20 protein-coding genes and 1 pseudogene are annotated in these 22,671 nt (G+C 69.3%); 9 read left to right on the top strand and 12 right to left on the bottom strand.

Annotated features, from left to right (window positions below):
- Positions 1-70: 70 nt before the first annotated feature.
- Genes A5705_RS13095 through A5705_RS13085 form a run of 3 tightly spaced genes read left to right on the top strand, consistent with a single transcriptional unit; the run spans position 71 to position 2,350 of the window.
- Positions 71-952 carry an oxidoreductase gene (locus A5705_RS13095; RefSeq protein ID WP_197521264.1) on the top strand — a complete coding sequence of 294 codons (882 nt, stop codon included), beginning with the start codon at positions 71-73 and terminating at the stop codon, positions 950-952.
- A 9-nt stretch (positions 953-961) separates the two neighbouring features.
- Positions 962-1,465 (top strand): SRPBCC family protein, encoded by a 504-nt coding sequence (locus A5705_RS13090; RefSeq protein ID WP_068277940.1) that lies wholly within the window; start codon positions 962-964, stop codon positions 1,463-1,465.
- A 9-nt stretch (positions 1,466-1,474) separates the two neighbouring features.
- A complete protein-coding gene (locus A5705_RS13085; protein WP_067879312.1) occupies positions 1,475-2,350 on the top strand; it encodes a neutral zinc metallopeptidase in 876 nt (291 codons plus the stop codon).
- Here A5705_RS13085 and A5705_RS13080 read toward each other — a convergent pair.
- Positions 2,347-2,778, bottom strand: coding sequence for a hypothetical protein (locus tag A5705_RS13080; RefSeq protein ID WP_067879315.1), 432 nt, complete (start codon positions 2,776-2,778; stop codon positions 2,347-2,349). The genes A5705_RS13085 and A5705_RS13080 overlap by 4 nt on opposite strands.
- A 65-nt stretch (positions 2,779-2,843) precedes the next feature.
- On the opposite strand from A5705_RS13080, the gene A5705_RS13075 reads away from it, so the two are divergent.
- Complete coding sequence (locus A5705_RS13075) at positions 2,844-4,409, top strand: metallophosphoesterase family protein (protein ID WP_068277932.1); 1,566 nt, start codon at positions 2,844-2,846, stop codon at positions 4,407-4,409.
- 1 nt (position 4,410) lies between these two features.
- Here the strand turns inward: A5705_RS13075 and A5705_RS13070 are convergent, their stop codons facing one another.
- A complete protein-coding gene (locus tag A5705_RS13070) occupies positions 4,411-5,430 on the bottom strand; it encodes an Rv2578c family radical SAM protein (RefSeq protein ID WP_068277929.1) in 1,020 nt (339 codons plus the stop codon).
- 51 nt (positions 5,431-5,481) lie between these two features.
- Between A5705_RS13070 and A5705_RS13065 the strand changes: the two genes are divergently transcribed.
- Entirely contained in the window at positions 5,482-6,381 is a 900-nt protein-coding gene (locus tag A5705_RS13065; protein WP_067879324.1) for a haloalkane dehalogenase, read from the top strand.
- On the opposite strand, the gene A5705_RS13060 is transcribed toward A5705_RS13065, so the two are convergent.
- Complete coding sequence (locus A5705_RS13060) at positions 6,378-7,850, bottom strand: HNH endonuclease signature motif containing protein (protein WP_068277926.1); 1,473 nt, start codon at positions 7,848-7,850, stop codon at positions 6,378-6,380. The genes A5705_RS13065 and A5705_RS13060 overlap by 4 nt on opposite strands.
- A gap of 92 nt (positions 7,851-7,942) precedes the next feature.
- Here A5705_RS13060 and A5705_RS28520 point away from each other — a divergent pair.
- Positions 7,943-8,239, top strand: a pseudogene (locus tag A5705_RS28520) (transposase); the annotation flags it as partial.
- Between the two features lie 95 nt (positions 8,240-8,334).
- On the opposite strand, the gene A5705_RS13055 reads toward A5705_RS28520, so the two are convergent.
- Together A5705_RS13055 and A5705_RS13050 are read right to left on the bottom strand one after the other, a co-directional pair.
- Complete coding sequence (locus A5705_RS13055) at positions 8,335-9,192, bottom strand: LLM class flavin-dependent oxidoreductase (protein WP_067879330.1); 858 nt, start codon at positions 9,190-9,192, stop codon at positions 8,335-8,337.
- Between the two features lie 11 nt (positions 9,193-9,203).
- The gene (locus A5705_RS13050; RefSeq protein ID WP_067879333.1) at positions 9,204-9,656 is read right to left on the bottom strand and encodes an SDR family NAD(P)-dependent oxidoreductase; all 453 of its coding nucleotides are present in this window, start codon (positions 9,654-9,656) and stop codon (positions 9,204-9,206) included.
- 97 nt (positions 9,657-9,753) lie between these two features.
- On the opposite strand from A5705_RS13050, the gene A5705_RS13045 reads away from it, so the two are divergent.
- Positions 9,754-10,794 carry an Lrp/AsnC family transcriptional regulator gene (locus A5705_RS13045; protein WP_068277960.1) on the top strand — a complete coding sequence of 347 codons (1,041 nt, stop codon included), beginning with the start codon at positions 9,754-9,756 and terminating at the stop codon, positions 10,792-10,794.
- On the opposite strand, the gene hisS is transcribed toward A5705_RS13045, so the two are convergent.
- Positions 10,783-12,045, bottom strand: coding sequence for a histidine--tRNA ligase (gene hisS / locus A5705_RS13040; protein ID WP_067879336.1), 1,263 nt, complete (start codon positions 12,043-12,045; stop codon positions 10,783-10,785). The genes A5705_RS13045 and hisS overlap by 12 nt on opposite strands.
- Positions 12,042-12,704, bottom strand: a complete 663-nt coding sequence (locus tag A5705_RS13035) for an MBL fold metallo-hydrolase (protein ID WP_067879338.1) — start codon at positions 12,702-12,704, stop codon at positions 12,042-12,044. The genes hisS and A5705_RS13035 overlap by 4 nt, the downstream gene beginning before the upstream one ends.
- Before the next feature lie 107 nt (positions 12,705-12,811).
- On the opposite strand from A5705_RS13035, the gene A5705_RS13030 reads away from it, so the two are divergent.
- Positions 12,812-13,705: a peptidylprolyl isomerase gene (locus A5705_RS13030; protein WP_067879341.1), complete on the top strand. Its 894-nt coding sequence runs from the start codon at positions 12,812-12,814 to the stop codon at positions 13,703-13,705.
- Positions 13,706-13,783: 78 nt separating this feature from the next.
- Entirely contained in the window at positions 13,784-15,502 is a 1,719-nt protein-coding gene (locus A5705_RS13025) for a protein kinase (RefSeq protein ID WP_068277923.1), read from the top strand.
- A 93-nt stretch (positions 15,503-15,595) separates the two neighbouring features.
- On the opposite strand, the gene A5705_RS13020 is transcribed toward A5705_RS13025, so the two are convergent.
- From A5705_RS13020 to secD, 5 genes are all read right to left on the bottom strand, one after another.
- Positions 15,596-17,947, bottom strand: a complete 2,352-nt coding sequence (locus tag A5705_RS13020) for a bifunctional (p)ppGpp synthetase/guanosine-3',5'-bis(diphosphate) 3'-pyrophosphohydrolase (protein ID WP_067879372.1) — start codon at positions 17,945-17,947, stop codon at positions 15,596-15,598.
- Between the two features lie 154 nt (positions 17,948-18,101).
- Entirely contained in the window at positions 18,102-18,641 is a 540-nt protein-coding gene (locus tag A5705_RS13015; protein ID WP_068277921.1) for an adenine phosphoribosyltransferase, read from the bottom strand.
- Positions 18,623-20,281, bottom strand: coding sequence for an ABC transporter substrate-binding protein (locus A5705_RS13010; protein WP_068277918.1), 1,659 nt, complete (start codon positions 20,279-20,281; stop codon positions 18,623-18,625). Before A5705_RS13010 ends, A5705_RS13015 begins: the two co-directional genes overlap by 19 nt.
- 7 nt (positions 20,282-20,288) lie before the next feature.
- Complete coding sequence (gene secF, locus A5705_RS13005; RefSeq protein ID WP_068277915.1) at positions 20,289-21,494, bottom strand: protein translocase subunit SecF; 1,206 nt, start codon at positions 21,492-21,494, stop codon at positions 20,289-20,291.
- Positions 21,491-22,671, bottom strand: a 1,181-nt coding sequence (secD, locus tag A5705_RS13000; protein WP_068277912.1) for a protein translocase subunit SecD, incomplete at its 5' end; no start/stop codon positions are given. The genes secF and secD, both read right to left, overlap by 4 nt.

Raw genomic sequence — 22,671 nt, 5'->3', positions numbered from 1 at the left:
CCCTTTCCCGCGGTTGGAACGAGTGCCCAGTCTAGAGGGAGGTAACTTCGGTCCTATCGTCACAGACCTTTTGAAGATCGCCCTCGTCGGTCCCGGCGCCGTAGGCACGACGGTCGCCGCGCTGCTGCACCAGGCCGGGCATTCGGTGCTGGTGTGCGGCCGCACCGCCCGCGACAACATCGAATTGCGGCCCGACGGCGCGGATCCGATCGTCGTCCCCGGCCCGGTGCAGACCGACCCCACCGCGGTGCGCGGCCCGGTCGACGTGGTGATCCTGGCCGTCAAGGCCACCCAGAACGACGACGCGGCCCCCTGGCTGGCCCGCCTGTGCGGCGAGCACACCATCGTCGTCGTGCTGCAGAACGGCGTCGAGCAGGTCGAGCAGGTGCAGCCGCACTGCCCGGTATCGCCGGTGGTCCCCGGCATCGTCTGGTACGGAGCCGAAACGCAACCGGACGGCTGGGTGCGGTTGCGCACCGAGCCCCGGCTGGTGCTGCCGTCGGGGCCTTCGGCGGAGGAGGTCGCCGGGCTGCTGCGCGGCGCCGGCTGCCAGGTGGACTGCGATCCCGACTTCATCACCGCCGCCTGGCGCAAGCTGCTCACCAATGCGCTGGCCGGGTTGATGGCGCTGTCGCGGCGGCGGTCCGGGATGTTCCGCCGCGACGACGTCGCCGCGCTGTCGCGGCGCTATATGGCCGAATGCCTGGCCGTCGCGCGGGCCGAGGGCGCGCGGCTGCCCGACGGCGTCGTCGAGGAGCTGCCCGGGATGTTCCGTCAGGCCCCCGAGGACATGGGCACCTCGATCCTGGCCGACGCGGAGTACCGCCGGCCGATGGAGTGGGACATCCGCAACGGCGTGATCATCCGCAAGGCCCGCGCCCACGGCCTGGCGACGCCGATCAGCGACGTGCTGGTGCCGCTATTGGCGGCGGCCAGCGACGGCCCGGGCTAGATTCAAGCCATGTTCCCCTGTGAGCGCGTCGACCTGGGCTTCATCGACACGGCACCCTTTCGGTTTTCCAACAGCGTCGACCTGGCCATCACGCCCGAGCAGCTGTTCGAGGTGCTGGCCGACGCCGAGTCCTGGCCGCGCTGGGCGCCGGTGATCACCAAGGTCACCTGGACCAGCCCCGAGCCGCGCCGGGTCGGAACCACCCGCACCGTCGACATGCGCGGCGGCATGGTCGGCAACGAAGAGTTCCTCGCGTGGGAGCCGTTCACCCGCATGGCATTCCGGTTCAACGAGTGCTCCACGCAGGCCGTCGCCGCCTTCGCCGAGGACTACCGCGTCGAGCCCACCCCCGGTGGTTGCCGGCTGACCTGGATCATGGCACAGAAGCCGGCCGGCCCGGCCTGGTTGGCGTTGGTCGTCGCCCGGCCGCTGCTGAACTTGGTCCTGCGCCGATTTCTGCGCAACCTGCGCAGCTACACCGACACCCGCTTTGCGGCCACCCGGCAACCTTAGGAGCGTGCGATGACCTTCAACGAGGGCATGCAGATCGACACCAGCACCGCGTCGTCGTCCGGTGGCGGCGGCATGGGGATGGCCCTCGGCGGTGGCGGCATCGGGTTGCTCATCCTGATCGGCGCGTTGTTGCTGGGCGTCGACCCGGGCCGCGTGATGACCTCGCAGATGAACACCGGCGGCTATTCGGCGCCCGGTTTCGACCTGAGCCAGTGCAAGACCGGGGCCGACGCCAACAAGTACGTGCAGTGCCGCGTGATCGCCACCGGCAACTCCGTCGATGCGGTGTGGCATCAGCTGATGCCGAGCTACACCCGCCCGCACGTGCGCCTGTTCACCGGTTCGGTCGACACCGGCTGCGGGCCCGCCACCACCGCGGTGGGTCCGTTCTACTGCCCGGTGGACCAGACCGCGTACTTCGACACCGACTTCTTCAAGGAGCTGGTCGACCGATTCGGTTCCAGCGGTGGGCCTTTCGCGCAGGAGTACGTGGTCGCCCACGAATACGGCCACCACGTGCAGCAGCTGCAGGGCATCCTGGGCCGTTCCCAGCAGGGCGCCCAGGGCGCCGGCGGCAACGGCGTCCGCACCGAATTGCAGGCCGACTGCTACGCCGGCATCTGGGCGCACTACGCGTCGACCGTCAAGCAGGAGAGCACCGGGGTGCCCTACCTGCAGCCGCTGAGCGACCAGGACATCGCCGACGCGCTGTCGGCCGCCGCGTCGGTGGGCGACGACCGGATTCAGAAGGAGTCGACGGGCCGCGTCAATCCCGAGTCGTGGACGCACGGTTCGTCGGCGGAACGGCAGAAGTGGTTCACCATCGGGTACCAGACCGGCGACCCGAACAAGTGCGACACCTTCTCCGCGACGAACTTGGGCTAGCCCCTGGCCGCGCAGGTGACGGTGGTGGTCGCGTCCTGGCGCGCGACGACTTGGCCGTCCACGGCGATCTCGCAGTGAAACGAAGCGGGGCCGTTGCCCGAATCCGGCCAGTGCAGCATGCCGCTGGCGGTGATGCTCGCCCATTGGGCCGGGTTGGCCAACGTGGCCGTATAGGTGACCGGCGCTCCCCCGCTCAGCGGGGCCTGCACACTGGTCATGAACTTCGACGGGTCCGCGTTGTAGGCGGCCTGGCTGGGCGGATCGGAACTCACGTAGTTGACCGTGGCGGTCAGATTGTTGGGGCTCGACACGGTGTAGGTCACCTGATGGCCGTCCGCATGTGCAGTCGCGGGCGTGACGGCCACTGCGGCGGCCGCTGCAAACGTTGCCGACGCGACCGCGCTGATCACTTTTCGCACGTTCGTCATATCGAAAACGCTACCGGATTCGTTACAGATGCCGCCGGTTCGCTTGGGTCAGGTATGAAGCAAGCATGAGCGACGATCCCGGGATCAGCCGCCGTCGGCTGTTGACCACCAGCGCGGTGTCGGCGGCCCTCGGGGCGGGCATCGGGGGCGGGGCGACGCTGGTGTGGTCGCATCCTCGGGCGCCGTCGGCGTGGTATCAGCCGGACCGCAACGGCGCCCCGCCGGTGACCGGCCTGCACCTGCAGTTCGGCAGCAACGCCGCCACCGAGGTGGTGGTCTCCTGGCACACCACCGAGGCCGTCCGCAACCCGCGCGTGATGCTCGGCACCCCGGCGTCCGGGTTCGGGCGCACCGTCGAGGCCGAGACCCGCACCTACCGGGACGCCAAGTCGGGTGTCGAGGTTCGCGTCAACCACGCTCGCCTGACGGGCCTGACGCCGGACACCGACTACGTGTACGCCGCGGTGCACGACGGCGCCGAGCCGGAGAGCGGCACCGTGCGGACCGCGCCGTCGGGCCGAAAGCCGCTGCGCTTCACCAGCTTCGGCGACCAGTCCACCCCGACGCTGGCCCGGCTGCCCGACGGCAGGTACGCCAGCGACAACATCGGGTCGCCCGCGGCCGCCGACACCACGCTGGCGGTCGAGCGGCTCGGTCCGCTGTTCAACCTGGTCAACGGCGACCTGTGCTACGCCAACCTCGCGCAGGACCGCATCCGCACCTGGTCGGACTGGTTCGAGAACAACACGCGCTCGGCGCGGTACCGTCCCTGGATGCCGGCTGCGGGCAACCACGAGAACGAATTGGGCAACGGGCCAATCGGTTACGGCGCCTACCAGACCTACTTCGCGCTGCCGGATTCCGGTTCCAGCCCCGAGGCCCGCGGGCTGTGGTACTCGTTCACCGCCGGGTCGGTGCGGGTGATCAGCCTCAACAACGACGACGTCGCCTTCCAGGACGGCGGCAACTTCTACGTGCACGGGTACTCCGGCGGGGAGCAAAAGCGCTGGCTTGCAAGGGAACTCGCCGACGCGCGGCGCGACCCGGATGTCGACTGGATCGTCGTGTGCATGCATCAGACGGCGATCTCCACCGCCGACAAGGCCAACGGCGCCGACCTGGGCATCCGCGAGGAATGGCTGCCGTTGTTCGACCAGTATCAGGTCGATCTGGTGGTGTGCGGCCACGAACACCACTACGAACGTTCGCACCCCCTGCGCGGGACGCTGGGCACCGACACGCTCACGCCGCTGCCCGTCGAGACCCGCAACGAACTCATCGATTCCACCCGCGGCACCGTGCATCTCGTCATCGGCGGAGGCGGCACCTCGTTGCCGAGCAACGGGTTGTTCTTTCCCGAGCCGCGGTGCCGCGTGCTGACCGGTGTCGGGGCTTTCGACCCCGGACTCGGCCGCAAGGCGCCGATCTACGTGCTGGAGGACGCGCCGTGGTCGGCGTTCCGCGACCGCGACAACCCTTACGGCTTCGCGGCTTTCGACGTCGACCCGGGCCGGCCAGGCGGCAACACCTCGATCAAGGCCACGCATTACGCGCTGAGCGGCCCGTTCGGTGAGGTCACCGCGGCGGACCAGTTCACGCTCACCAAGCCGCGCGGCGACAAGGCGGGTTAGCTCAAAACAGCGTCGCCTGCTGCGGTTCCGGCCCGGCCGTGGTCTGCGGGACCGGGCGGGGATCGCCGGCCAGGCGGTGCTTGGCGATCAACGGCGCGGCCCGTGCGCGCAGCGCGTCGCGATAGCCCTGCGGCAGGTAGGCGCCGCGCCGGTAGAGCTCGCGATACGCACCGACCAGCTCGGGGTGCGAGCGGGCCAGCCAGGCCATGAACCAGCCGCGCGTCGAACCGCGCAGGTGCAGCCCGAACACCGTCACCCCGGTGGCGCCGGCCGCGGCGATCTGGCCGAGCAGCCGGTCGAGGTGGTCGGTGCCGTCGGTGAGGTGCGGCAGGACCGGGGCGACCATCACGTGGCAGTTCAGGCCGGCGTCGCGGATCGCTGTGATCAGGGACAGGCGCGCCTGCGGCGTCGGGGTGCCCGGTTCGAGGTCGCGGTGCAGGTCCGGATCGCCGACCGCCAGTGACACCGCGACCGAGACCGGAACCTGTTGGGCCGCATCGGCTATCAACGGCAAGTCCCGCTTGAGCAGGGTGCCCTTGGTGAGGATCGACAGCGGCGTACCGGACCCGGCGAGCGCGCCGATGATGCCCGGCATCAGCGCGTAGCGGCCCTCGGCGCGCTGGTAGGGATCGGTGTTGGTGCCCAGCGCGACGGTCTCCCGCTGCCACGACGGCCGGCGCAGCTCGCGACGCAGCACCTCGGCGACGTTGGTCTTGACCACCACCTGGGTGTCGAAGTCGGTGCCGCAGTCGAAGTCCAGGTATTCGTGGGTGGGACGCGCGAAACAGTAGCGACAGGCGTGCGAGCAGCCGCGGTAGCCGTTGACGGTGTATTTGAACGGCAGGGCCGACGCATTGGGCACCTTGTTCAGCGCCGACTTGCACAGCACCTCGTGAAAGGTGATGCCCTCGAACTGCGGCGTCCGCACGCTGCGCACGAGGCCGAGACGCTGCAGCCCCGGGAGCGCCCCGTCGTCGACGGGGTTCCCGTTGACCGCGACGGCCTGGTTGGACCAGCGCATGCCTCTATTCGAACCTTTGTTCGATCCGATGTCAAGTGACAGGATTGCCCCATGACATCCCCCCGAGTCGAGCCGTACGGTCAGCTGCGCTACCAAGAGATCGCCGGAAAGCGGATGGCCTACATCGATGAGGGCGACGGCGATGCGATCGTCTTCCAGCACGGCAACCCGACGTCGTCCTACCTGTGGCGCAACGTGATGCCCCACCTGGAAGGGCTGGGGCGCCTCGTGGCGTGCGACCTCATCGGGATGGGCGCGTCGGACAAGCTCAGCCCGTCGGGGGCCGACCGCTACCACTATGCCGAGCAACGCGACTTCCTCTTCGCGCTGTGGGACGCACTCGACCTGGGCGACCGCGTCGTGCTGGTGCTGCACGACTGGGGGTCGGCGCTGGGATTCGACTGGGCCAACCGGCATCGCGACCGCGTGCAGGGGATTGCCTTCATGGAGGCGATCGTCACTCCCATGACGTGGACGGATTGGCATCCCAACGTGCGGAGCGTGTTCCAGGGCTTCCGGTCGCCCGAGGGGGAGCGAATGGTGTTGGAACAAAACATCTTTGTCGAAGGCGTGTTGCCCGGCGCCATTCAGCGGAAACTCTCCGACGAGGAGATGAACGCCTACCGCCGGCCGTTCCTCAATCCCGGCGAGGACAGGCGCCCCACGCTGTCGTGGCCACGCAACATACCTATCGACGGCGAGCCAGCCGAGGTCGTCGCCGTCGTCGACGAGTACCGCGGCTGGCTCGAAACGGCCGCCGTGCCAAAGCTGTTCGTCAACGCCGAGCCCGGCGCCATTCTCAACGGCCGCATCCGCGACTACGTCCGGACGTGGGCCAATCTCAGCGAAACCACAGTCCCCGGGGTGCATTTCATCCAAGAAGACAGCCCGGACGAGATCGGTGTGGCGGTGGCGGAGTTCGTCAGGCGACTGCGGTCTGCCGGCACCTAGAAGGGCGGTGGCTCGTCGTCGTCGGTGGGTGGGGCGGGTCCGGTGTAGCTCCAGGTTTCGGCTCGCCGGGCGGTGCGGGCGTCGCGGTTGTGTTTGCGTTCGGTGGCGATGCGGTAGGCGCGGTCTTGAGCGCGGGTGCGGCGGCGCTTGGGCATCATCGCGGTGCGCTCGGCGCAGCCCTGGGCGCGGGTGAGCGTGTGCAGTGGTCGGGTTGGTGCGCACAGGCTCGGGAACACCAGCGCACTGCCCGGGGTGGTGAGGTAGGTGTGCCCGCCGGGCAGCGTCCAGATTACGGTGCCGTCGCGCAGCTGTGTCTCCTGCCAGCCCCAGAACGTTTTGAGCAAATGATGAAGCCGGCAAAGACATTTCAGGTTCGACGCATGCGTGGCCCCACCCTGGGCATAGGGGATGGTGTGGTCGATGTCGCAGCCGATGGCCGGGGCATCACAGCCCGGCGCCCGACACGTCAGATCACGAAAGCGCACGAAATCGGCCAACGCCTTCGAGGGCACATACCCGTTCTCTGGTGGCGCGTCGCCGGGATGGATCAGCGGTACCAGCCTCGCCGAGGCGGCCAGTTCGGCCACCAGTTCGGGCGGGATCAGCCCGTCGGCGCCCACCTCACTAGCCGCAGCGCTGCCCCCGTCCAGGGTGGCCCGCTCGGCGATCACATGAATCACCACCGGTCCCGCCGCGGGCCGTTTCCCGGCCACGCAATCCGGGCGCCCGCACCGACACCCCAGCCGATCCGCCCCCGCGGCCAGCGCCCCCAGCGCATCAGCGCGGCGCTGCTCGCGGCTGCGCGGATCATGGGCACACACCGTGGCCGCCAACGCATTCAACCGCTTTTCCAACGCATGGGCATCCGGGGTCAATAAGGCACCATGGATCTCCGAGAGGCCGTCTTGAACCCGATCCCCAATCCAAATCTCGCGATCGACCTGACGCTCGCGGCGCCGGCGCACCGCATCCCGATCCGCCTTGGCCACGACCCGATCCACCTGGGCGGCCAGCCGGCCCTGCGTCATCGACGGCCAGCGCACCACGTTCGCTGCCAGAGTGGCATCAACGGCCGCCAACACCTCGCCATCGGTGATCAAATCGCTGCGATACACCAGCGTCTGAAACAACCGATAATCGATATCCCCGGCCCGAAACAGCCCGGCCACCGCCGGCAGCCGCTCACGCATCGCCCGCGCATACCGCAAATAGCTACCCGCCAGCGCCAAGCTGATCCGAAACGCCGCAGCCACCTCCGCGCCCACCGCCGCCCAGGTATCCACCGCCCAATTCGCCTCTTCACCGCGCTGGGCCCGGCGCAACTCGAACAACTCCCCGATCGCATCCAACCGCGCCGCCGCCGCCCGCGCCTCGGCCCGCCACGACGCGCACATCCGCTCCACCAGCGCCGCCGAACGCTCCGTGGTCGGGGGCTCCCAGTAATCGTGAAGCCTACGGGAATCGAACATACGTTCGAGTATAGCAGTGTCCGCCGACCGCGTCGACTCATCTGAGATGCGCGCGTGGACGGCGCGCCTTGACTTTGGCTGAGCGCAGGGCAGTGACGCAGGCAGCAGCGATCCGTTACCGGCAGGCCAGTAAGCGCGGGAAGAGTCGGATTCTCGACGAGTTGTGCGCGAATACCGGCTGGCACCGAAGTCACGCCCGCAAGGCCCTCAACGCCGCACCGGTGGCCACGATCGTGACTGCGCGCAGTCCTCGGCCGGCGACGTACGACGATGATGTCATCGCGGCGTTGACGGTCTGCTGGACCGTGCTGGGAAAGCCGGCTGGCAAACGGCTTGCTCCCATGCTCACCGAATTGGTGGCCGTGCTGCCCCACTTCCGAGAGCTGGTCCCCCCGCTCCGGTCACCAAGCGCGCACGCTCACGTGAGGCAACGATGCACCCTTCGCGCGCATCTTGACATGAGGCAACTTGACGACAGTTGGCTTCAGAGCACCGCGTCGGCGAGGCGTTCGACCTGCTCGAGCGCGGCGACGCACGGGTGAAAGATGAGCCCGTCGAAGCCGAGGTCGCGGTAGGCGCGCACGGTGGCCGCCGCATCCTGTGGCGAGATCAGCATGTCGGCGACATTGAGGGCCGCGTAGTCGGGATTGAACCCGTAGTAGTCCCACAGGTGTGCATGGCCGCGCCGGACGATCTCCTCGCCGCCGAGAGCGAAGTTCACGCTGGCGTGGATCCGTGGCCGCCCCGGGCGACCCGCCTCGCGCCATGCGTCGCGAACCCGGTCGGCGAGCGGCGCCTGGCTGGCGTAGTCGCGCAGCGCACCGGCCGACCAGCCGTCGCCGACGGTGGCGACACGACGGATGGTCGCCGGCGACCTTCCGCCGAAGAGAATCGGAATGCGCACGGGCGCCGGGCACAGCGCCCTGTCGCCTGCTACCGGCTCGGCGTGCCACGCGTCGCGCAGCCATCCCACCGCCTGGTCCAAGGCTCGCCCCCGTCTGCCGAAGTCCGCCCCGACGGCGGCGTAGTCGTCGGGCCGGCTGCCCACCCCCAGGCCCACGATCAGCCGCTCACCGGAGCAGGCCGCCACCGTGGCGAGCTGTTTGGCGAGTAGTGCGGCCGGCCACAGCGGGGCCAGCAAAACGTTTGTCACCAGACCGATTTCACTGGTCGCGCCCGCGACCACCGAAAGGGTGGCAATCGAGTCGAGGCTTTCGTAGACGAGCCGGTCGATGGTGGCCACAGCGGCGAATCCCCGCTGTTCCGCCCGGCGGGCCCACTGCACCGTCAACGGGCCCGGCGCATGGGCGATGTGGCTCGGCAGGCCGATTCCGATTTGCATTGCGATCCTTCCTATTTCGTCGTGATCGGGTTGACGGCCTCGAAGATCTCGTCGTACGAACCGTCGCGCCCGGCGAATCGCACCCGTCGAGCGGCATCGACCACCACCTCGTCGGCGTGAGGTTGAGATCGCAGCAGCGAAATCGACTCGGCCACAAAGTCTTCCAGCGCAATCACGTCGGGACCCTGCTGCATTTCGGTCTCCACCCTCGGCGGGATGATCTCGACCACCTGGACCGGCGTGCCGCGCAGCTGGTGACGCAGCGACTGGGGGTGCCGAGCCCTCAGCTGAGCGGCCAGGCGGGTGATGCTGCCGGGGTTGGCGTCGGCGACCGCCCGCAGCGGCCCCCGGCGTCTGCCGGCGATGATCACTTGGTTGCCCGAGCGGTGCAGCGATTCGGCCAGGCCGCGGCCAATCCCGCTGCCCCCGCCGCTGACCAGGACCGTGTTCCCCGTCAGTTTCATGGTGCAAGATTCGCAGCGGAGGTGACAGAATTGCCACCGTGCGGCTCCAATTATCGAGAAATCTTCGTCAACTAGCGCTCAATGGATGGTTTTCACCATGGTTGATGCATTGGACGGCCAGATACTGCACGCGTTGCAGATATCGCCCCGAGTTTCGTTTCGCCGCATCGCGGCGGTGACGGGCGCGACCGAACAAACCGTCGCGCGCCGCTACCACAGGCTGCGCCGCGACGGCGTCGTGCGCGTCGTGGGAATGCAGAACCCGTGGGCCGGCGACGACGACGATTGGGCCCACTGGGTGTGCCGGATACGCGCCAAACCCGAACGCATCCCGCAACTGGCCGACGCGCTGATCCGACGGCCGGACGTGTCCCACGCCAACGTCCTGTCGGGCTGGACCGACCTGGTCTGCACCATCCGCGCGCCGCTCGGCGAGAACCGCGAAGACGTTGTGCTGCAGCGGCTTCCGCGTACCAACTCGGTCACCGGCATCGACATCGACCTGGTGCTGCACACATTCGGGCAACCCCCGAGCGCGCCGTGGACGGGCTACGGCCACACGCTCGACGCCGAACAGGCCGGACAGATCCTGGCCCGCGTCGAGGCTCCCGCGCCCGGCCAGCCGTCCCGGCCGACCGCGGAGGACCGTCCCATGCTCGACGCGCTGGCCGACGACGGCCGCGCACCGCACTCGCGATTGGCCGAACGCACCGGGTGGTCAGTCGCCCGGGTGCGCAGGCGACTGGCGACACTGGAAGCGTCCGGGGCGCTGCTCTACGACGTCGACCTGCTTCCCGAGCGACTGGGTTACCACCTCAGCGCCATGCTGTGGCTCACAGTGGCGCCCCGGCACCTGCAGCGCGTCGGTGAACTGATTGCCGCGCACGACCAGATCGCGTTCGCGGCCGCCGTCAGCGGGAGCAAAAACCTTATGGCGGTGGCCATCTGCCGTGACGTCCACGACCTGTACGCGTACCTCACCGACCGCCTGGCTCCTATCGAAGGGGTCCTCAGCTACGAGGTCAGCGTCCGCACCCAACGCCTCAAGCAACACGGCTCCGTGATCGCGCATGGGCGGCTGATGAACCCGAACCCGGCGCGCGCCCCGCACCGCTCCGATGCGAAGCTACCGCCCTAGCCGCGAAAGGACCTCGGCCACAACCGAATCCGTGGGCACAGACACCTGATCGCCCGTCCCGAGGTCCTTCACCCCGACGGTCCCGGATTCGAGGTCCCGGTCACCCGCCACCAAGGCGATCCGCGCGCCGGAGCGGTCCGCGGCGCGCATCGCGCCCTTGAGCCCGCGGTCTCCGTAGGCAAGGTCGACGCGGACGCCGGCGCCACGCAGCCGAGCCGCGAGCACCGCCAGCGAGAGCTTGGCCGGCTCGGAGAGCGGCACCCCGTACACGTCGCAGCGCGTGGTCTCCCCCACGCTCTTGCCCTCGGCGCGCAGCGCCAGCAGGGTGCGGTCCACCCCGAGCCCAAATCCGATGCCCGACAGGTCCTGTCCGCCGAGCTCTCGCATCAGGCCGTCGTAGCGGCCACCGCCCCCGATCCCCGACTGTGCGCCCAGGCCGTCGTGCACGAACTCGAACGTGGTCTTGGTGTAGTAATCCAGCCCGCGCACCATCCGCGGGTTGATGACGTACGGCACCCCCAGCGCGTCCAGGTGCGCCAGCACCGTGTCGAAGTGCTGCTTGGCGGCATCCGACAGGTGATCCAGCAGCACCGGCGCGTCGGCCGTCATCGCGCGCACCGCGGGCCGTTTGTCGTCGAGCACGCGCAGCGGGTTCAGCTGCGCGCGCCGCCGCGTCTCCTCGTCGAGGTCGAGGCCAAACAGGAACTCCTGCAACAACTCCCGGTACTGCGGGCGGCAGCTCTCGTCGCCCAGCGAGGTGATCTCCAGCCGGAAGCCGTCCAGGCCCAGCGAGCGGAAGCCGGCGTCGGCGACGGCGATCACCTCGGCGTCCAGCGCGGGATCGTCGACGCCGATCGCCTCCACCCCGACCTGCTGCAGCTGGCGATAGCGGCCGGCCTGCGGGCGTTCGTAGCGGAAAAACGGCCCCGCATAACAGAGTTTCACCGGCAGCGCGCCGCGGTCGAGGCCGTGCTCGATCACCGCGCGCACCACCCCGGCGGTGCCCTCCGGCCGCAGCGTCACCGAACGGTCGCCGCGGTCGGCGAACGTGTACATCTCCTTGGAGACGACGTCGGTGGATTCGCCTACGCCGCGGGCGAACAGGGCGGTGTCCTCGAAGATGGGCAGCTCGACGTCGCCGTAGCCGGCCCGGCGGGCCGCGGCGAGCAACCCATCGCGCACCGCGACGAACTGGGCCGAATCGGGCGGGAGGTAGTCCGGCACCCCCTTGGGAGCGGAGAACTCCGTCACCGGCTCAGGCCCTCGAGGAACGGGTTGAAACGTCGTTCCGCGCCGATGGTGGTGGCGTTGCCGTGTCCGGGCAGGACGACGGTGTCGTCGTCGAGCACCAGCAGCTTGTCGATGATCGACGTCAGCAGGTCGCGGCCGCTGCCGCCGAACAGGTCCGTGCGGCCCACCGAGCGCTCGAACAGCGTGTCCCCGGTGAAGACGACGTCGTTGTCAGCCGAGACGCGGAAGACCACCGATCCGCGGGTGTGTCCCGGCGTGTGGTCGACGTTGACGGTCACGCTGCCCAGGTCGAGCTTGTCGCCGTCGCGGTCCAGCTCCACCACCTGCTTGGGCTCGCGGAAGAACGCGCCCGTCACCAGCTGAGCCAGCCGCGGGCCGTAGCCGTGGATCGGGTCGGTGAGCATGAACCGGTCCTCGGGGTGGATGTAGGTGGGGCAGCCGAAGGTGTCGGACACCTTCTGGGCCGACCACATGTGGTCGATGTGGCCGTGGGTGAGCAGCACCGCGGCCGGGGTGAGCCGGTTCTCGTCGAGGATTCGCCGCAGCGCGCCCATCGCACGCTGCCCGGGATCGACGACGACGGCGTCGGTTCCGGGGCGTTCGGCCAGCACATAGCAGTTGCACGCCAACATGCCGGCGGGGAATCCGGTGATCAACACGCTTCCCAGTTTCCCACGGGGGCCGGTTGGCGCCCGTCACGGCGCCCACATTAGCCTGGGCTGGCCAGCTCAGGGCCCCACTGACCAAGCATGGAGGCATACCGGCCGTGCCGACCAACGAACAGCGACGCGCCAACGCCAAGCGCAAACTCGAACGGCAGCTGGAGCGCCGTCAACAGCAGGCCAAACGGCGCCGGATCATGGTGATCGCCGGTGGTTCGATCGTGGGGGTGGCCGTCATCGCGGCGGTGGTGATCGCCATCGTCAACACCAAGCACGAGCACAAGAACAACACCGCGGCGACGAGCACCCCCGCGGCCAGCAGCTCCCCGGAGACGACGTCCGCCGGACCGCCGCCGCCCGTTCCGCCGCTGCCGGCGTTCAAGCCGTCGGCGTCCGTGGGTGCGAACTGCCAATATCCGGCGTCGCAAGACCCGGCCGCCAAGCAGGTCAAGCCGCCGCGCACCGGCAAGATCCCGACGGACCCCGCCCAGGTGAGCGCGAGCATGACGACCAGCCAGGGCAACATCGGCCTGATGCTGGCCAACAACGAATCACCTTGCACCGTCAACAGTTTCGCAAGTCTGATCGGCCAGAAGTACTTCGACGGCACCAAATGCCACCGGCTGACCACCTCGGACACGCTTGGCGTCCTGCAATGCGGCGACCCGAAGGGCGACGGCACGGGCGGCCCCGGCTATCAATTCGCCAACGAGTACCCGACCGACCAGTACCCGCCCAACGACCCCAAGGCGCAGCAGCCGGTGCTGTATCCGCGGGGCACCCTGGCGATGGCCAACGCCGGACCGGGCACCAACGGCAGCCAATTCTTCATGGTCTACAAGGACTCTCAGCTGCCGCCGCAATACACCGTCTTCGGCACGATCCAGGCCGACGGGCTGGCCACGCTGGACAAGATCGCCAAGGCGGGAGTCGCCGGCGGCGGGGAAGACGGGGCGCCGGCCGGCGAGGTCACCATCAAGTCGCTGCTGCTCGACTAAACCCGGGGCAGCGCAACACCATCGCGGGATTGCTGAGAATCGCCAGACTCGCACCCTCCACGGTTTAGGGTTCGTGGGATGAGTATTGATCCGGAGTCATTCGGTCATTACCAGATAGTGGAGTTGTTGGGCCGCGGTGGCATGGGCCGGGTGTATCGCGCCTACGACGCGACCACCGATCGGATCGTCGCCCTCAAGGTGCTCCCGCCACATCTGGCGGAGGATCAGGACTTTCAGCAACGCTTCCGCCGCGAGGCGCGCATCGCGGCGGGTCTCAACGACCCGCACATCGTGCCGATACACGGTTATGGCGAGATCGACGGCCGGCTGTACGTCGACATGCGGCTGATCGAGGGCCGCGACCTGTCGGAGTACATCGACGAGAGCGGCGGGCGGCTGTCCCCCGAGCGCACGGTCGCGGTGATCGAACAGGTTGCCGCCGCGCTGGACAGCGCCCAACGGGTGGGGCTGGTCCACCGCGACATCAAGCCGAAGAACATCCTCGTGACCAACGCGCACAACTTCGTGTACCTGATCGACTTCGGCCTCGCCCGCGCGGAGTCCGACACGCAGCTCACCCAAACCGGCGCCACCATGGGGACCGTCGCGTACCTGGCGCCCGAGCGCTTCAAGGGCACGACCGACCACCGCGCCGACGTGTATTCGCTGGCCTGCGTGCTCTATGAGTGCCTGACCGGAAGCCGCCCCTATCCCGGCGACAGCCTCGAAGAACAGCTGCACGCGCACGTGAATGCGCCGCCCCCGCGGGCGTCGATCACGGCGCCCGGCATACCGCCGGCCTTCGACGCGGTGATCGCCCGCGGCATGGCGAAGGACCCCGAAGCCCGTTACCAGTCGGCGATCGAGCTCGCGGAGGCCGCGAGGGCCGCGCTCACCGGCCACGTCGACTCGGTGGCGCCCGCCGCCCCGGCGCCTCCCCCGCCGCCGCCCCCGGCGAGAACCTCGAACCGGCGCCTGGTCCTGGGCGTCGTGGGCGGGTCGGTGATCGCGCTGGCCGCGGTGGTTGCGCTGGTCGTATCCCTGGTGACGCAGAGCCACGGCTCCACCACCGGCGCCGCGTCCACCACGCCGACCCGCGCCAGGGTGTCCGCCAGGCCGGGATCGGCGCCGGGTTCGTCCGCTCCGGCCGGCGCGAGCGTGCCGCCGTTGCCGGCGTTCGCTCCCCCGCCCGGCCTCGGCGCCAATTGCCAGTACCGGCCCGCGCCGGATCCGGCCAGCAAGCCCGCCACCCCGCCGCCGTCGGGCAGGGTGTCCACCGAACCCGCCCAGATCCACGCCACCATCTCCACCAACTTCGGAGACATCGGCATCCAGCTCGCCAACAACGAGTCACCGTGCGCGGTGACCAGCTTCGTCAGCCTGGCGAAGCAGGGTTTCTTCGACAACACCCAGTGCGGGCGGATCATCGACGAGCCGGAGGGCGGCACGCTGCTGTTCGGCGGCCCCGACGCCGACGGCGGCGGGGGCCCCGGTTACGAATTCGCCGACGAATACCCCACCAATCAGTACCCGGCGGGCGATCCCGCGCTCAAGGCGACGGTGATCTATCCGCGCGGCACCGTCGCGATGGCCCAGTCCGGGCCCAACACCAACGAAAGCCAGTTCTTCATCGTGTACCGGGACGCCGAGATAGAGCCCACGTCCACGGTCTTCGGCTCCGTCGACTCCGCGGGGCTGGACACCCTCGACAAGATGGCCAAGGTGGGAGTGGCGGGCGACCGCACCCGGGGTAATCCCGCCACCACCATCACGATCACCTCGGTGCGGGTGGGCTAGAAGCGATCACACCGGGTACCCCAGGACATTCGGCGGTCCGGGTCATCGGCGAGGTGCTCGAGGGGGCGGTCCGCCCGCCGCCGGTAGGCAGCCTCAGGCGGCAGAAGTCACCCGGTAGACGTCGTAGACGCCCTCGACGTTGCGCACGACGTTGAGCAGATGCCCGAGGTGCTTGGGGTCGCCCATCTCGAAGGTGAACCGGCTGATCGCGACCCGATCGCCCGAGGTGGTGACCGACGCCGACAGGATGTTGACCTTCTCGTCGGCGAGCACCCGCGTGATGTCGGACAGCAGCCGATGCCGGTCGAGCGCCTCGACCTGGATGGCGACCAGGAACACCGACGACGCCGACGGCGCCCACAGCACCTCGATGATGCGCTCCGATTGCTGTTGCAGCGACGCGGCATTGGTGCAGTCGGTGCGGTGCACGCTGACACCGCCGCCGCGGGTGACGAAGCCCATGATCTGGTCGCCGGGGACCGGCGTGCAGCACTTGGCCAGCTTGGTCAGCACGCCCGGGGCGCCGGGGACCGACACCCCGACGTCGTCGCTGCTGCGCGGGCGGCGCAGCATCGTGGTCGGCGTGGACCGCTCGGCGAGTTCCTCCTCGGCCTGGTCGATGCCGCCGAGCTCGGCCAGCAGCCGCTGCACCGCGTGCTTCGCCGACACGTGCCCCTCGCCGATCGCGGTGTACAGCGCGGACACGTCGGCGTAATGGAGCTCGCGGGCAACGGCGGCCATCGACTCGCCATTCACCAAGCGCTGCAACGGAAGTCCGCCGCGGCGCACCTCGCGGGCCATCGCCTCCTTGCCGGCCTCCAGCGCCTCTTCGCGGCGCTCCTTGGCGAACCACTGCCGGATCTTGGCTTTGGCGCGCGGCGACACCACGAACTGCTGCCAGTCCCGCGACGGCCCCGCGTTGGGCGCCTTGGACGTGAAAACCTCGACGACTTCGCCGTTTTCGAGCTTGCGCTCCAGCGCCACCAGCCGGCCGTTCACCCTGGCACCGATGCACCGGTGACCGACCTCGGTGTGAACCGCGTAGGCGAAATCGATCGGCGTCGACCCCGTCGGCAGGGTGATCACGTCGCCCTTGGGCGTGAACACGAAGATCTCTTGGACCGCAAGGTCGTAGCGCAGCGACTCGAGGAACTCGCCGGGGTCGGCGGCCTCCCGCTGCCAGTCGAGCAGCTGACGCATCCAGGCCATGTCGTCGATCTCGGCGGCGGCATGCGGATGCGGAACTCCGTTGCGGCCCTTGGCTTCCTTGTAGCGCCAGTGGGCGGCAATGCCGTATTCGGCGGTGCGGTGCATGTCGCGGGTGCGGATCTGCACCTCCAGCGGCTTGCCCTCGGGGCCGACGACGGTGGTGTGCAGCGACTGGTAGACGCCGTAGCGGGGCTGGGCGATGTAATCCTTGAACCGCCCCGCCATCGGCTGCCACAGTGAGTGCACCACGCCCACGGCGGCGTAGCAGTCGCGGATCTCGTCGCACAGGATGCGGATGCCGACCAGGTCGTGGATGTCGTCGAAGTCGCGGCCCTTGACGATCATCTTCTGGTAGATCGACCAGTAGTGCTTGGGGCGGCCCTCCACCGTCGCCTTGATCTTCGACGCGTTGAGCGTGTTGACGATCTCGGTGCGGACCTTGGCCAGGTAGGTGTCCCGCGACGGCGCGCGGCCGGCCACCAGCCGCACGATCTCCTCGTACTTCTTGGGGTGCAGGATCGCGAACGACAGGTCCTCGAGCTCCCACTTGACGCTGGCCATTCCCAGCCGATGTGCAAGCGGCGCAATCACTTCCAGCGTCTCGCGGGCCTTGCGGGCCTGCTTCTCCGGCGGCAGGAACCGCATCGTGCGCATGTTGTGCAGCCGGTCGGCCACCTTGATCACCAGCACCCGGGGGTCGCGGGCCATGGCGGTGATCATCTTGCGGATGGTCTCGCCCTCGGCGGCGCTGCCCAGCACCACCCGGTCCAGCTTGGTGACGCCGTCGACGAGGTGGCCGACCTCCTCGCCGAACTCCTCGCTCAACGCCTCGAGCGTGTAACCGGTGTCCTCGACGGTGTCGTGCAGCAGCGCGGCCACCAAAGTGGTGGTGTCCATGCCCAGTTCGGCCAAGATGTTGGCGACGGCCAGCGGGTGGGTGATGTAGGGGTCACCGGAATGGCGCAGCTGGGTGGCGTGCCGCTGGTCGGCGACCTCGAAGGCGCGCTGCAGCATCGACAGGTTCGCTTTGGGGTAGACCTCGCGGTGCACCGCCACCAGCGGTTCGAGCACCGGGTTCAGCGCGCTGCGCTGGGCGGTCATCCGACGGGCCAGCCGGGCCCGGACCCGGCGCGAGGCGCTGGTCTTCTCGACCGGCGGCTCCGGCAGCTCCAGCAGGGGTTCCGTGACCTCGGCGGGCGCGTCGAGGGCCTGCGCCGCGCTCTTCTCGTCAGCCACGTTGGTCACCTCCGACCTCGAGGATATCGCCAAAGTCCGATCTCCCGGCCTTGTCGCGTGTGCACGGAGGGCCTTGAGTGTGCGGCTGCGGCGGCGAAACGGCGAAATTCCCGCCCCACGTTCGCACGCAACGCCACCAGTTCACACTCCGGCATCAGGCCCTGCTCAGGCAGTACACCGGCAACGGCGCGATCGCCTCGCGCCCACCCAGCGCGGTGAGTTCCACCACCACAGCGGCCGCACTCACGTGGGCGCCGGCGCGTTCCAGCAACCGGGCGGCGGCGCCGAGGGTGCCGCCGGTGGCGAGCACGTCGTCGATGATGACAACGTCGCGGCCGCGCAGATCGATCCCGTCAGCCGGGATCTCGAGCGTGGCGGTGCCGTACTCCAGGGCGTACTGCTCGGCGTGCACCGGCGGCGGCAGCTTGCCGGACTTGCGGATCGCCAGCACACCGGTGCCGAGCCGGCCGGCGACGGCCGCGGCGACCAGGAACCCGCGCGAATCGATGCCGGCCACCAGGTCCGCCCCGGACGCGACGCCCACCAGCGCGTCGACGACCGCCGTCATGCCGTCGCGGTCGGCGAACAGCGGCGTGAGGTCCTTGAACCGGACGCCGGGCTGCGGGAAGTCGGCGACGTCGCGGGTCAGCGAGGCGATCAGCTCGGCCACCTGCCTCATTGGACCAGCGCCCATCGGTCCATGTTCCAGCCCGCGCCCCAGCGGGTCGGGTTCCTGCTCACGGCATACATCTTCTTCGACGTCAGCAGCGTGCGCTGCTGGCGGTACAGCGGCAGCGTCGGCATGTCGGCCCACAGTATCGGCGCCGCCTGCCCGAGCAGCCTGGCCCGCTCGGCGGGGTCGGCCGACACCGCCAGCGCGCTGATCGCGCCGTCCACCTGGGGATTCGAGTAGCCGGACAGGTTGTTGCCGTTGCCGCTGTGCAGGGCGTAGGCGTCCATCGCCGACGAACCCGTCGACCCGCTGCCGGCGGCGCCGCCGGTGCTGGCCACCAGCACGTCGATCTTCCCGTCCCGCAGCGCCTGCGGGCCGGACGTGTCCAGGTTGACGCTGGTGACGGTGATGCCGGCAGCGGCGCAGGATTTGGTGATCACCCCCACGGTCACCGCCAGGCGCGCGTTGGGTCCCTGGTAGCCGATGCGCGCGGTCACCGGCGCGCCCCCCAGCGCGTCGCGGGCGGCGGCCGGGTCCGCCTTGCCGAACGGTCCGGCCTCGGCGGCGCCCTCGCCCGCGGCGACGGCGTCCTCGGTGGCCGGCTGCAGGCGCGCGTTGGCGATCGGGGCCCCGGCGTCGTGGGCGATCGTGTCGCGCGGTGTGCACAGCGCGAACGCGCGCCGGGCCTTCGGCTGCGACAGCGGTCCCTGCGGTGCGAAGATCAGCTGCTCGATGCCGTCCGACGGCGACTCGGCGCGCTCGTAGTTGTCGGGGGTGGCCAGCGTCCCGGACGAACCGGTCGCGACGTCGACCACGTCGACGCTGCGGTTGTTGACCCGGTCCTGGATGTCGGGCCCCTGCGGCCACACCGTGATCCGCTTCGTGATCGGCTTGGGGCCCCACCAGCGGTCGTTGGCGACGAGCACCACGGCGCCGCCGCTGAGCATCGACTCGATCTTGTACGGCCCCGACGACGGGAACCGCTTCAGATCCAGGCCGGGCTTGAGATCCCAGGTGGTGTTCCACAGCTTCGCGATCTGCGCCACCACCTGCGTGTTGTTGCTCAGCAGCGCCGCGGTCACGTCCACGTTGAGCTGATCGGCGATCACGTGCGACGGCATCAGCGAGGTCGCGTCGAACAGCTGGTTGTAGTCGACGAGCCCGCGGTCGGGGGCGAAGGACACCCGGGCCTTCTTCTGGCCCGGAATGCACTCGATGTTCGCGATGTCGACGTAGCCGGCCTGGCTGGCGGCCTCGAAGCCCGGAAACCGGCCGGACTGGGCCGCCCATGCCAGGACGAGGTCGTCGCAGGTCACCGGCTTGCCGTCGCTGTAGACGGCGTTGTCGGCGATCTGGTAGTCGAGGACCAGCGGCGAACCGCCGACCACCGACACGCTCCCGAAGTCGTGGTCGGCGACGACCTGCCCGTCGGGCCCGTGGTAGCCGAACCCGGCGAGCGTGCGCGCGAACGCCTGCGCCCCCGCCGAGGCCGCTCCGACGACGGTGTTGGTGTTGTAGGTGACCAGCGGGCCGTCGACCACGTAATCGATCTTGGACGCGGCGCTGCCCGAGCAGGCCGTCAGCGTGCAGGCCGCCGCCAGCGCCGCTGCCAAGCCGACGGATGCGGACGTTCTCAGCCCACGCCAGCCGGCCCGCACCATCTGGGGCCTACCGCCGGCCGGCGTTTCGCTTGCCGGTCGGGCGCCGGGTTCCGGCGGGTCGGACCGGGCGTGCGCCCGGCGCCGGCTTGTTCGCGGCGGGCTTGCCGGCCGCCGGCACCGCCTCGGTGCCCTCGTCGCGGAGCTCTTCGGCGGTGTCCTCGGAGATCTCGGCGGCTGCCTCGGGTGCGGGCCTGCGCCGTTTGAGGACCCGGCGGGTGTGGGTCCGCACCAGCTCGGTGCGTTCGCGCAGGGTGACCAACAGCGGGGTGGCGAAGAAGATCGACGAGTAGGTGCCGACCAGGATGCCCACCAGCTGCACCAGCGCCAGGTCCTTCAGCGTGCCGACGCCCAGCAGCCAGACCGCCACGACCATCAGGGACAGCACCGGCAGCACGCCGATCAGGCTGGTGTTGATCGAGCGCATGAACGTCTGGTTGATCGCCAGGTTGGCGTGCTCGGCGAAGGTGCGCCGGTTGGTGTGCTGGAAGTCGCGGGTGTTCTCCTCGACCTTGTCGAACACGATGACGGTGTCGTACAGCGAGAAACCCAGGATGGTCAGCAGGCCGATGACGGTGGCCGGGCTGACCTCGAATCCGATTAGCGAGTAGACGCCGGCGGTCACGGTCAGGTCGAAACACATCGTGGTCAGCGCCGAGATGGCCATGTAGCGCTCGTAGCGCACGGTGATGTACAGGCTGACCAGCGCCAGGAACACCACCAGCGCGATCAGGGCCTTCTTGGTGATCTGGTCGCCCCAGGTCTCCGAGACCGCCGAGTCGCTGATCGCCTGCTTGCTCGGCTTGCCGTCGGTGCCCTTGGGCTGGAACGCGTCGTACAGGGCGTTGCGCAGCTTGGTGGTCTGGTCGTTCGTCAGCGTTTCCGACCGGATCTGCACCGTCGCCGACGAGCCGTTGCCGACGATGACCACGGACTCCGGGTCCTTGCCGATGGTCTTGTGGAACACCTCGGACACCTGCGCGGTCTGCGCGTTACCCCGGGGCATCGACACGGTGGTGCCGCCCTTGAAGTCGATCCCGAAGCTGAAGCCCCGCAACACGATGCTGAGGACCGCGACCGCCACGATCGCGGCGCTGATGCCGTACCACAGGCGCCGTCGCCCGATCACCTCGAACGCGCCGGTGCCGGTGTAGAGCCGGGAGATGAAGCTGTGGTGCGGCAGCGGTGTGCCGGTCAGCTCGACGGCGTCGGTCATGCGCTGTCCCGCCCCGTCTTGACGGCCGCGGCGGCGTGGCGTTCGCGGGCGACCTGCTGCACGGCCCCCAGGCCGTTGTAGGCTGGCTTGGCCAGCGTTGGCGACGTCGAGGCCAGGTAGAGCAGCGGCCAGGTCACCAGGAACACCACCACCAGGTCGAGGATCGTGGTGAGGCCCAACGTGAACGCGAAGCCCTTCACCTGGCCGATGGCCAGGAAGTACAGCACCGCGGCGGCCAGGAACGTGACCGCATTGCCCGACACGATCGTCTTGCGGGCCCGCACCCAGCCCCGTGGCACCGCCGAGCGGAATCTGCGGCCCTCGCGGATCTCGTCCTTGATGCGTTCGAAGAACACCACGAACGAGTCGGCGGTGGTGCCGATACCGATGATCAGACCCGCGATGCCCGCGAGGTCCAGGGTGTAGTTGATGTAGCGGCCCAACAGCACCAGGATCGCGAAAACCATTGCGCCGGAAGCGGTCAGCGAAAGCGCGGTGAGCAGTCCCAGCACCCGGTAGTACAGCAGCGAATACAGCAACACCAGGACCAGGCCGATCGCGCCCGCCACCAGGCCGGCCCGCAGCGACGTCAATCCCAGTGTGGCCGAGACGGTTTGGGCCTCCGACGATTCGAAGGACAGCGGCAACGAACCGTACTTGAGGACGTTGGCCAGCTGACGGGCGGTCGACGCGGTGAACGGCGGGTCGCCGCCGGTGATCTGGGTCCGCCCGCCGGGGATGGCCTCCTGGATCATCGGGGCGCTGACCACCTGGGAGTCCAGGGTGAAGGCGGTCTGGGTGCCGACGTGCGCGGCGGTGAAGTCGGCCCAGGTGTTCGCCGCGCCGGGCTTGAACTGCAGGTCGACGACGTAGCCGATGCCGCGCTGGTTCATGCTCGACGTGGCGTTCTCGATCTGGTCACCGCTGATGATCGACGGCCCCAGCAGGTAAGCCACCTTGTGGTCGGTCGAGCAGGTGACCAGGGGCAGGGCCGGGTCGTCGTTGCCGGCCAGGATGTCGTCCTTCTTGTCGCATTGGGTCGCCTGGAACTGCAGGGCGAGGTATTGGATGCCCTGGCGGGTGCTCTGCCGCCACTCCTTCTCCTCGGCGATGCGGTCGGCGAGGTCCTTCCGCGGGTCGGGCGGCGCGGGCGCCGCCGGCGGGGCCGGCGCGGGAG

The organism is Mycobacterium sp. E787, assembly GCF_001668725.1.
Lineage (GTDB): Bacteria > Actinomycetota > Actinomycetes > Mycobacteriales > Mycobacteriaceae > Mycobacterium.
Note: the sequence above shows the minus strand (reverse complement) of the source record. Positions and strands in the feature narration are given on the sequence as shown.